At 36.3% G+C, this 11,134-nt stretch carries 14 protein-coding genes; 2 read left to right on the forward strand and 12 right to left on the reverse strand.

Annotation, left to right across the window (positions count from 1 at the left end; translation table 11 throughout):
- Positions 1 to 336 precede the first annotated feature (336 nt).
- The 5 genes from DWV68_RS13815 to DWV68_RS13835 form a co-directional block, all read right to left on the reverse strand.
- Positions 337 to 1,737 (reverse strand): hypothetical protein, encoded by a 1,401-nt coding sequence (locus DWV68_RS13815; protein WP_118666061.1) that lies wholly within the window; start codon positions 1,735 to 1,737, stop codon positions 337 to 339.
- 24 nt (positions 1,738 to 1,761) lie between these two features.
- Positions 1,762 to 2,274: a hypothetical protein gene (locus tag DWV68_RS13820; protein ID WP_118666063.1), complete on the reverse strand. Its 513-nt coding sequence runs from the start codon at positions 2,272 to 2,274 to the stop codon at positions 1,762 to 1,764.
- A gap of 13 nt (positions 2,275 to 2,287) precedes the next feature.
- Positions 2,288 to 2,413, reverse strand: a complete 126-nt coding sequence (locus tag DWV68_RS14930; RefSeq protein ID WP_279222415.1) for a hypothetical protein — start codon at positions 2,411 to 2,413, stop codon at positions 2,288 to 2,290.
- A 394-nt stretch (positions 2,414 to 2,807) separates the two neighbouring features.
- Positions 2,808 to 3,296, reverse strand: a complete 489-nt coding sequence (locus tag DWV68_RS13830) for a hypothetical protein (RefSeq protein WP_147404543.1) — start codon at positions 3,294 to 3,296, stop codon at positions 2,808 to 2,810.
- Positions 3,297 to 3,347: 51 nt separating this feature from the next.
- Positions 3,348 to 3,791, reverse strand: a complete 444-nt coding sequence (locus DWV68_RS13835; RefSeq protein ID WP_118666069.1) for a hypothetical protein — start codon at positions 3,789 to 3,791, stop codon at positions 3,348 to 3,350.
- Positions 3,792 to 4,157: 366 nt separating this feature from the next.
- Between DWV68_RS13835 and DWV68_RS13840 the strand changes: the two genes are divergently transcribed.
- The gene (locus tag DWV68_RS13840; RefSeq protein ID WP_118666071.1) at positions 4,158 to 5,261 is read left to right on the forward strand and encodes a CPBP family glutamic-type intramembrane protease; all 1,104 of its coding nucleotides are present in this window, start codon (positions 4,158 to 4,160) and stop codon (positions 5,259 to 5,261) included.
- A gap of 82 nt (positions 5,262 to 5,343) precedes the next feature.
- Here the strand turns inward: DWV68_RS13840 and DWV68_RS13845 are convergent, their stop codons facing one another.
- From DWV68_RS13845 to DWV68_RS13865, 5 genes are all read right to left on the reverse strand, one after another.
- On the reverse strand, positions 5,344 to 5,613 hold the full coding sequence (locus tag DWV68_RS13845) for a Fur family transcriptional regulator (RefSeq protein ID WP_118639536.1): 270 nt from the start codon (positions 5,611 to 5,613) through the stop codon (positions 5,344 to 5,346).
- Between the two features lie 18 nt (positions 5,614 to 5,631).
- Positions 5,632 to 5,769: a FeoB-associated Cys-rich membrane protein gene (locus tag DWV68_RS13850; protein WP_117699280.1), complete on the reverse strand. Its 138-nt coding sequence runs from the start codon at positions 5,767 to 5,769 to the stop codon at positions 5,632 to 5,634.
- Positions 5,770 to 5,797: 28 nt separating this feature from the next.
- Positions 5,798 to 7,963, reverse strand: coding sequence for a ferrous iron transport protein B (gene feoB, locus DWV68_RS13855; RefSeq protein ID WP_118666073.1), 2,166 nt, complete (start codon positions 7,961 to 7,963; stop codon positions 5,798 to 5,800).
- Between the two features lie 160 nt (positions 7,964 to 8,123).
- A complete protein-coding gene (locus DWV68_RS13860) occupies positions 8,124 to 8,345 on the reverse strand; it encodes a FeoA family protein (RefSeq protein WP_022242378.1) in 222 nt (73 codons plus the stop codon).
- Between the two features lie 19 nt (positions 8,346 to 8,364).
- Complete coding sequence (locus DWV68_RS13865; RefSeq protein ID WP_117699278.1) at positions 8,365 to 8,577, reverse strand: FeoA family protein; 213 nt, start codon at positions 8,575 to 8,577, stop codon at positions 8,365 to 8,367.
- A gap of 221 nt (positions 8,578 to 8,798) precedes the next feature.
- On the opposite strand from DWV68_RS13865, the gene DWV68_RS13870 reads away from it, so the two are divergent.
- On the forward strand, positions 8,799 to 9,161 hold the full coding sequence (locus DWV68_RS13870; protein WP_118666075.1) for a metal-dependent transcriptional regulator: 363 nt from the start codon (positions 8,799 to 8,801) through the stop codon (positions 9,159 to 9,161).
- A gap of 2 nt (positions 9,162 to 9,163) precedes the next feature.
- Here the strand turns inward: DWV68_RS13870 and DWV68_RS13875 are convergent, their stop codons facing one another.
- Positions 9,164 to 9,838, reverse strand: coding sequence for a YoaK family protein (locus DWV68_RS13875; RefSeq protein WP_118057172.1), 675 nt, complete (start codon positions 9,836 to 9,838; stop codon positions 9,164 to 9,166).
- 159 nt (positions 9,839 to 9,997) lie between these two features.
- Positions 9,998 to 10,654 (reverse strand): hypothetical protein, encoded by a 657-nt coding sequence (locus DWV68_RS13880; RefSeq protein WP_147404544.1) that lies wholly within the window; start codon positions 10,652 to 10,654, stop codon positions 9,998 to 10,000.
- Between the last annotated feature and the right edge of the window lie 480 nt (positions 10,655 to 11,134).

An 11,134-nucleotide genomic window follows, 5' to 3' on the forward strand; every position in this document is an offset into this window, starting at 1 on the left:
ACAGGATATGAATCACCATCAAAAACGATGGATAATCTCCTATTATCCACCAAATAATAACTCTACATAAAGATTTCTCTCTATATCAATAAGTTGATATTTATGTATAATTTTTTTGAACAACCTTTTTTGATATGCAAATAAAAGCTTTCCTTATTCTAGGCCTATAGATTTCCTTACCTGCATACACTAACTAGTCTTAAATGGGGATTACTATTGGAGAATTCCAACATATCTGAATTATGTGATATTTGTACTAGCTATCACTTATAACTCATACTCCCATTCATCAAATTACTTTTTCTGTTAATAGATTACTCTCTTTGTCATTTCTTGTCAATTATTTTGTTGGAAATCTTTTTCAAAGGACTGCATTTCCCGGAACATTTCCTTGTCTACATAGCAGCCGGCTTTCTCATGCTCCGTCAGATTGATGGCACAGTCAAACTGGTCGATGATTCCTTCTATCGACTGTACCATTCCTTTCCAGCCATCTCCCATAGCATCCTGCAGCCGCTTCCAGTCCGTATACATTCTGACCGCTGCATTATTATGCTTTCCTTCTATGGTCGGAAGTGAAATCTGCATATCCTTTTTCAGTACCGTTTTGCCATTTTCATCCGGCTCCGGAAAATCTGCTGACGTTTTAGTTGGAATAATAAATCTGGCTTTTGTCATTTCTATGGACAGAAATCTAAAATATAATTTGTAAATAAGTTTCTGCTCGTCTGTTACCGGCTGCCCAAGCTGAGCAATCAGAAGCATCCATCTTACCAGGTCAGGATTAGTAACCGGAACGCTAATTTCCGGTATATTGCTGTAGTCCGGCTCCGGAACAAATTCCGGCGCTGCTATTGCCGTATTTTCATTTACCACTTTGACTCCACAGGCACCATTCATATAAAAACAGTATCCAAGGAAATTGTAAATTGCCTTATGGGAATCATCGTTTTTAATCTCTCTGATTTCATACCGTTCTTCCGGAAATCTGACTTTAAATATATCCTTATATGCCTTAGTCAGAATCCAGATGTCAGGTGGTGTACACATATATGTGCCATCCTGTCGGTCTACCGTCTGGGAAAAAAGTGCCGGCTCACCTGTGATTTTACTGTATACGCAATAAATAGCAGATGCTTCCAATACCTTTTGAACAAGGGATTTTGCAATTACACCAATCCGCTTTCGGACTTCTTCTTTCTCAGCATCATCCTTTGCCGGAATTACTTTCGTTTTATACCACGCATACAAACGCCAGATTTCTGAGCAATCTGTAATGCTTAATTCATCAAGTTCTTTCTGTGAAAGTACCAGTTGTTTTGACGATACATAAGTATCTCCCAAACCGGAAATATAGGCATCATGTACTTCTGCAACTGTTGTGGTTCTTGAATATACCATTGTTCCGCATTTTATCGGATACGTTCCTGCCTGCTCCAGTTTCAATCCTACCCGGCAGTTTTCTGCTTCACGCACAGCTTTTCCCTGACCAACTTCTATTCCGAGCACTACTGTCACCAGTATTTCTCCATCATCATCCGAAAAATTACTCATGTAGACAGCATCACCCACCTGTATTTTTCCCTTCAGTTCACCTACAACCACGATATCATCTGTATTTCTAAGGCGGAACTTATCCTGTACTTTTAATACACACTTTCTTGCTGCTTCTTTGGAACTATTTTCCACTGCATTATCTTTATTCTTAAAAAGATGTAACTTTTCCCTGATTCCCATTGCAACCGGCTCCTTTTCGTTGTTCTAATTGTTCTGCTGTCTATCTATGATATATTCCAGCATTTTTCTCGCATTAGCTTTTTTCATTTGAAGTTCAAACAGTCTTTCCTTTTTTTCATTAAAAAACAGATATGCCACATTTCCCGGCATTGCACTAACCCCGGTGATTTGCCCGATTGGGATATTTTTTAGTTTTCTTTCTGCATAGTAAAATACTTCATTTTTCTTTATAAATACTGCCGAATATGTAAAATGCTGACACAAAAATGTTGCAAAACCAAGCTGAACCATACAGCAGCAAAAAAGAAACAGAAATAGTGACGCAACTTCTATTGAAAATAACAGAATCACCCATTCCAAAACACTAATTATATAAAACAGAATTCCAAATATCCATATTATTTTTTTATCCCCTACATAGATAAATGCTTCTGCTTTATTATTTTTCTGCTCTTTCTTACATTCAAGCATAAACTTTAAATCAAAAATTCCTATCACAAATGCTAAAATTATTAATATAATTAAAAAATATTTCATGCTATCACCTCGTCTAAAATAATCCTATAAAATCCGCCAGTATTAAATATAATGCATACCATATTCCAAAAGCTAAAACTGAAAAACAACTAAAATACAGTAGAATTTTTTCTCTTTTCTCTTCTGCATTTTTTGCCATATCAAATATTCCAATTCCAGCAGCCCAAAACAGAACTCCCAAAAGAAACTTTAACCAATAAATACATATAAGAATCAATTATCTATCCAAATTTTTCTTCTGCCTGATGGTTTTTCTGAAAACCTAACTATAAACCACATCCAGACAGAAAACATAATACATTTTATGAATAAACGCATTCATTTTTCTCCCTTTTATCTGTTACTATTTGCCATATAGTTGATCCTAATGATGGTACCGAGCCCGAACAAAAACCTTTAACCATAGCTTTTGTAATGGAATCAGAGTAATATTTTCCGGATTCACTCCAAACTTTTCGAACTGAAGCCTCTAAAACATTTTCTCTGATTGAACATTCCTCGCATCTGCCTTGCACATCTCCCTTTATCATAATTCAAATAATATGTATTGACTTTGCTGCTGCTCTTTCATCTATTTCATTTTTAAAATTTAGATATAGCGACTTTGTAATATATATATTTCCTGTGTATTTTTCCATTATTTCATCAATTACATTTTTCTGGTAGATAAAGCCCACTTTTTGCTTAGATTTAAATATTTTATTCTCTATTTCAATGGAAGTCACTTTATCTGGATATAACCCCACCTCCATTGGATCTATTTTTTCAAAAAATAAAGTAAACCATGGACAAGGAATTATTTTTCCATTTTTCCACATATTAATTGGATTTGTTCCATGAAAATATATGTATGCATTCGATATCACAACAGATTCTATTTCCGTCAATTTTTTTCTATTCTTTTTAAATTTATGAAAAAATACTATTTCATCATGTCGAATAATATATCCATCTTGAAAAAACTGAACAGAAAATGTCACTGCCAAAAACGCTTCTATTAAAAGCAAACCCACAAATAACAATGTTAGTTGCTCTTTTGCATTTGTTCTCCTAACCTCTCTGCATGCAATTTTTCAGTTTACCGGCTCTAAATATTCACAAATTTCCATTACTAAATAAGCAATGGATGCAATCATAAAACAAATGGATAATATACAGTATTTGATTTTTTCTTTCATTTCTTCTTGTTTTTTCCACTCTGCAAAGCATTCCACTGTCGCAGCCACACATGCAAAAAAAATTTGAAAAGCTCCCCAAAAAAAGCATACAGTTGATGCTTTTGCATTAAGCAAATAGATAGAAAATAATGCCAAACCAATTAGCATTTCATAACTCACACAAACAACCCTGGAAAAAATTGTCGTTTGATTGTAAACTGCTACTGGAAATAGAAACAAATTCCTTATTTTCCCATTAATCACTATTCTCCTAAATCTCTCATCACAGTTTCTCACTCTACATGCTAAAATCATTCCAATTGTTGTAATTGTTAACATAATAATATATTTATTCGGCATTACTTAATTTTTCTTCCTTGAATTTATACACCTTTATACGCTCTTTGAATATCGTCCAAATATTTTTTATAAATTATTTGGGATACTTGCCGGAGAATTCCGACATATATGAACTTCCTTATTCTATAAAAGATGTAAGTGTTATTTTCATAGCCCACACTCCCATTGTTTACTCAACAATCATTTAATAGCTTAAACATTTTACTTTTTTCTGTCAATTAACATTTTAGATAAAACACACTATTGTATTTATATTATTTTCACAAAAGCGAATTATATAACTTTTACATTTCATTATGTACTTCCGGGAATATATGCTATAATGGACGCATATTTGATTCATTTACTAAGGAGAGGTATTTTACAATGAAAGAAAAATTTAAAAATCTGTCAACACCCGTTGGAATTGTGCTGTCTATTGTAGCGGTTATTCTTTTTACCGGGTTATTGTTGGGACTTGGCTTTGTTTTAGGAAAAATTCCGGGATTAAATGAACAAAACGACTACCTGCTTCAGGCAATCGCAGAATTTATCATTCTGATTGTTTTCCTGATTATAACCTTTGTGATTGGTTATACCCGCATCTTTACGGAAAATGTTGCCGGCTGGCTCAGAAGTTTATATACCGGCGGTTTCTTTGTGGTTTACTGTCTGTTCAGCCTTATTGCACAGATTTATCTTTGCGGTATGTCAAAAGCGGGAAATGTAAGACCTGCTTTGGAAATTATTTTCTATGTAGTTGCTATTTTTCTGGTTGGACTGGTAGAAGAACTGGTCTTTCGAGGTGTCATTTTTAATCTGTTACTGAACAGTTTTCCAAAAACAAGAAAAGGCATTACCGGTGCCATTGTTTTAGGCGGCGTCCTCTTTGGTCTGATGCATTTTGTAAATATCCTTTCCGGAGTGAAATTTACAAGTGCACTGATTCAGGTTATCTCTGCTGCTCTGATGGGTATTTTATTCTGTACGATATATGCATCTACCCGCAATTTCTGGATGCTTGTCATTTTCCATGCCCTTGTTGATTTTGCCAGCCTGCTTTCCACCGGAATTTTCGATGCCGGAAATATTGTGTCCCAGATCAATACTTTCTCTGCAATTAATTCCCTGTCATTTATCATGCTGGCAATTCCAATGTTTGTTATGCTGCGCAAATCAAGACGTATCCGCTTAGAGATGCTCTACAACAACATTCCGATTTATGATGATGAACACGAAGCTAAGATGCTTTCCATCGTATCTCTTGTTCTTGGCATCATCAGTCTGGTACTTTCCTGCATCGGCTATCTGATTGGGCTTGGTATTGTAGGCATTTTTGCAGCAATTCTTTCCAAGAAAGCCAAACCATATAATAACTCTATGGCTACTGCCGGAATGATTACTTCCATCATAGGAATTATCCTTTCTGCCATTGCTGTGGTTCTTCTCAGCGTGGTCTACTCCAGCGATATGATGGCACAGTTTATGTAAAAGTTCAACATGAAAAGCCCGGGTTGCTCCGGGCTTTTCTTATACATTGTCTACATTGTTTAAATTTTTTCGGATACGAGGGCTATGCTTCTTCCTTGTCATCCAGATTTACTACGATTATATTTTTTCTTGTAACTGCGCCAATCTCTTCCAATGCATTGAGCATACGGTATACGGTTGCTGTTCCAATGCTTTTGTCTTTCTTGGACGCTCTGTAATAAATTTCCTTACAACTGGAGCAGTTATCTTCTAAGATAATATCCAAAAGAATACGACGCTGCTTTGTCATCCGGCATCCCCGGTCTTTCAGCATCTTGATTATCTTGTCTCTGGTCTGTGTCGTCTGCGTCATGCCTGCCTCCAATCTAGATTAATGGCAATGTCCATCACAGTGCTTGCAGTTCACACCACACTGCAGTGATTTTCCTGCCTTTTTGTCTTTTACCATGCTTCGAATTATAAGTGCAACGACTGCTACAACTACAGTTCCAACAATAACTGTACCCATCGTAATCACTCCTTTCTGTTATGGCGGATTATTTTGCTTTTACTGTTACATTTAATGTCTGGCTTTCCTTATAAGGACGGAACAAAAGATAAATGAATCCGATGATTAAAAGGAATGCGACTACTGTTCCAATACCAAATGTTCCTGCTGTAATTAAGGAACCAATCTGGAAGATACATAAGGATACAACATATGCAAGGATACACTGATATCCGATTGCGAACCAGAACCATTTTGTATTGTTCATCTCACGTTTGATTGCACCCATAGCTGCAAAACATGGTGCACACAGTAAGTTGAATACTAAGTAAGAATATGCTGCAAGTGCAGTCATGCTGCTTGCAAGGTTACCCCAGATTTCTGCTCCGTCTTCTGCAACTTCTGCAAATCCGAATAACTGTCCGATTGTTCCTACTACGTTCTCTTTTGCGATTAATCCGGTAATCGCTGCAACTGTCATCTTCCAGTTACCCCATCCAAGAGGTGCGAAGATCCAGGCAACTGCATTACCAATCTTAGCTAAGATACATTCTGCCTGAGCAGCTTCCAGCGCGGTTCCTTCCAGTCCGTCAAAGCTTAACATTCCGAAGCTTCCGTCTGTCCATCCAAAGTTCATTAAGAACCAGACTACGATAGTTGATAAGAGGATGATGGTACCAGCCTTCTTAATAAAGGACCAGCCTCTCTCCCACATGCTTCTTAATACGTTTCCAACTGTTGGCCAGTGATATGCCGGTAACTCCATAACGAATGGTGCCGGATCTCCAGCGAACATCTTTGTTTTCTTTAAGATAATACCGGAACAGATGATTGCTGCGATACCAACGAAATATGCACTTGGTGCAACCCATGAAGCTCCATCAAACAATGCACCAGCGATTAATGCGATGATTGGAAGTTTTGCTCCACATGGGATAAATGTTGTTGTCATGATTGTCATCTTACGGTCTCTGTCATTTTCAATGGTTCTGGATGCCATAACTCCAGGAACTCCACAACCACTACCGATTAACATCGGGATAAATGATTTTCCGGAAAGACCGAATTTACGGAAGATACGGTCCATGATAAATGCGACACGAGCCATATAACCGCAGGACTCTAAGAATGCCAGGAAGATAAATAATACCAGCATCTGAGGTACGAATCCGAGAACCGCACCAACACCAGAGATAATACCATCTACGATAAGACCTGTCAGCCAGTCTGCACATCCGATATTTTCAAAGAAGTTCTGTGCTGCCGGGATAATCCACTCACCAAATAAGGTATCATTGGTCCAGTCTGTCAGAATAGAACCTACTGTTGTTACAGATACATAATATACAACCCACATAACTACTGCGAAGATTGGCAGTGCCAGCCAACGGTTTGTTACGATACGGTCAATCTTATCGGAAGTAGAAAGTGCTTTCTTGCCATTCTTGGTAATACACTCACCAATAATGCTTGAAATATATACATATCTTTCATTTGTGATAATACTTTCGGTATCATCATCAAATGCATCTTCCATTTCTTTGATTTCTGCAGATACATCTGCTTTCTGTTTCATCTGCTCTGCAATCTTATCATCTTTCTCAAGAAGTTTGATTGCGAAGAAACGTTTCTGTTCTTCCGGAATATCACTTCCTAATTTTTCTTCTGCTTTGCGGATGATGTCCTCCGCTTCTTTCGAGAACTCATGTACCGGAGCTGCTGCTTTCTGTTTTGCTGCTTCGATTGCTTTCTCTGCTGCCGCTGTAATTCCGGTTCCCTTTAATGCAGAAATTTCAACAACTTCGCATCCTAATTTCTTAGAAAGCTTGCCGATATGTATCTGGTCTCCGGATTTCTTTACCAAGTCCATCATGTTTACAGCCATGATAACCGGAATTCCCAGTTCCATTAACTGTGTAGAAAGATAAAGGTTTCTCTCGATGTTAGTTCCATCTACAATATTTAAGATTGCATCCGGCCGATCGTTAATCAGATAATTTCTTGCAACGACTTCTTCCAGTGTATATGGTGATAAGGAATAGATACCTGGTAAGTCCATGATTGTTACATCCTTATGACCTTTTAACTTTCCTTCTTTTTTCTCTACAGTTACGCCCGGCCAGTTACCTACGAACTGGTTAGAACCTGTCAGAGCATTAAATAATGTGGTTTTTCCACTGTTGGGATTTCCTGCTAATGCAATTTTAATCGCCATCTTTTTTACTCCTCTTTTCTTCTTTCTTTTATCATTTTTGAATTTCCTGCATAGAGCCTTTCTATGCTGTTAGTCCGATGTTTCTTTTGTTAGTCGGACTGTTCCAATGTTAGCTTGGCATTCTTTATGTTAGTATTTACTAACCTATATGCAAAAAAATTTATTCTACTTCAATCATTTCTGCATCTGCTTTACGAAGAGAAAGCTCATAGCCTCTGACCGTCACCTCTACCGGATCACCCAGTGGAGCAACCTTTCTTACATAAACGTCCACGCCCTTGGTAATTCCCATGTCCATGATACGTCTCTTTACCGGTCCCTCTCCGGACAGCTTTTTCACCTTTACAGTCTGACCGCAGGCTACTTCTTTTAATGTCTTCATAATTTCCTCCTTCTGGCTGTTACACCATAATCTTATTTGCCATGTCTTTTCCAATTGCTACTCTGGATTCTTTGACATTTACAATCATATTTCCATTTACCTCGGATACTACTGTTACTGTACCACCGGCAACAAAACCAAGGTTTTCAAGAAATCTTCTTGTCTCTTCTTTACCGCCGACTTTCTTAATTACGTTCGGCTCTCCTTCTTTTACCATAGATAAAGGCATCATGTTCTCCTCTTTTCTATTGTGCTATTGTTAATTTTTTCTCATTTCATTGGTTAGTATATTCTAACTATCATTAGTTGTCAAGAACGTTTTTGAGAAAATTTTATCATTAAGAAACATTTTTTTGCTTCATTTTATGATTTGATATGTTCTGCTTAATATGTTATACTTACCTAAATTCATGTATTATTATAGGAAAAAAACGTTAATGGGGGTGTTGTTATATGGCAACAAATGAATCAGCAGAAAATTATCTTGAGACTATTCTTATGCTGAGCAAAAAGCTTCCTGTGGTTCGTTCTGTAGATATTGCCAATGAACTTGGCTTTAAAAAATCCAGTGTCAGCATAGCAATGAAGAATTTAAGAGAAAGGAATCATATTACGGTAACCGATTCCGGTTTCATCTATCTTACCGATTCCGGTCGTGAGATTGCAGAAATGATTTATGAACGTCACGAATTTCTTTCTACCTGGTTAGAAAGTCTTGGTGTACCAAAGGAAATCGCAACAGAAGATGCATGCAAAATGGAACATGTTATCAGTAAAGAAAGCTTTACCGCAATCAAAAAAGCTCTGAAGCAGTAATACTACTGCTCCAAAGCTTTTTCTTTGTCTACAAACATCATAATGAATGCCATGAACAACACGGCTGCACATATCAAAATTGCTTTCTCTGCCAATAATTTCACAAAGGCATTTCCAATAATCGCCCCTATTATAAACATCAGGATAATGCCATAATACAGCATTCCTTTAAACGCGGATTCTTTATTCTTCGTATAATGGAAATCACACCAGTTCTGTGTCCCGCTTCTTAAGTTTCCGATGCACATCGTGGTTGCAATTCCATTGCCATGTATCTTCCGGAAGCTCTCCACCTGTATTCCACATGCCAGTGATGTTAAGCTGTTGGCTGCCAGATTCATGCTCTGTGGAAAAAAGCATACCACAAATAGCACCAGTGCTTCACATAATACAGAAAGCTGCCGCCAATGAAACAGGCTCTTATCTTTTGCATGTACCCGTACTACATCTGCCAGCGCTATTCCCACCGCAAATGCCAGCACCGGAAACAGATAACGCAGTGCCATTCCCCAGTTTCTCTCCGATAAATTGATTCCGAGCAATAACATATTTCCCGTCTGCGCATTAGCAAATACTTCATCCCTGCACATATAGGAATATGCATCCATAAATCCTCCAGCCAACGCCAGCACGATTCCAAGTTCTATTGATTCCGACATCTGTCTGGAACGCCTCATAATTATCATCCTCTCATCCTTGGTTTTCTTCTTATTATACTATGGGTGTCAAGGGGAGGGATGAGGTCTCTACACTATTCTTATCTTTGTTTGGAATTGTTTTTCAATGATTCTTCGACTATTTGCAAAATTGAAATACTTTCCGATAACTTTTATATGCTACTCTTTAAATATATCTTTTTTCCTTATTTTAGATAGAAATGATTCTTTAAGTCCAATTGCAATTCCTATTCCAATCATACATATCCCCTCTATTGCCAATACCAAAACCAAAGATAACTCTACATATGCTAAAATTAGAGCGCATTTTCCTTTTGCATAACCCACTATAAAAGTTAGTATATATATAACTATTACTTCAAGTACTATTCTTAACATACTTTTTTCAAATACTCCTAAATAGTTATATGTCGTAATTATATTTGAATCCAAATATCCTAATCGTCTTCTTAGCTTCGTATTCATTTTGTCTATATTTTTTTCAAATTGTTTATATGCTATATTATCGAATTTAGCACCCTCAAAATTTTCAAATGCTCTTAATGTAGTCTTATCTGCATATTTCCTATATTTAGTTAAATACTTTTTACATTTATCCATGCTTTGCTGAATATCTGCATTACTTTTTGTTATATAATAAATAGGATAGTATATTCTATTATAGGCTATTTCCAGTTTATCTAACGGAATATTTCTATGATATTTATATTTTGTAATAAAAAATGTAATCAAACCAGTTGCTAACGCTGCTATTAAACTATCCATTTTTTGAATATAGTCTATCATTGGCATAAGTATATTTAACATTTCTCCCATTCCCTCCATAATCTTACAATTAAATTACTTATTTTCTTCTAAACTAATTAGGATAACTAGTCAAACTTTTCCATCTTTTAGAATCGTCTATGTAATCATTCATTAACCTTATCTGTATATATATGCTATTACTTTCGCAGAACATTCTTACTAACATTTTGGAAACGTGAAAAGTCCATAAATTGGGAATTGTGCTTGATAATATTACATATCTATTGTATGAATAACACCACTCATACATTTCCAGAATTTCCTTGTCTTTTACTTTCAAACTAATATGACACAACTATAATAAATTTAATATATCCTGCTCACTCCAATATTCATTAGGATAAATTGATAACTCATCTTTATGCTTACGAATAATTCTTTGTGGTGTATCTGTATTATCATATACATGCATAATGTCACATATATCAAGTAATTTACTCAAACTTCGCACATTAAAATGTGCCTATGCACCTTGAAAATTCAATAATA

Source organism: Roseburia sp. AF12-17LB (genome assembly GCF_003479605.1).
Taxonomy (GTDB): domain Bacteria; phylum Bacillota; class Clostridia; order Lachnospirales; family Lachnospiraceae; genus Roseburia_C; species Roseburia_C amylophila.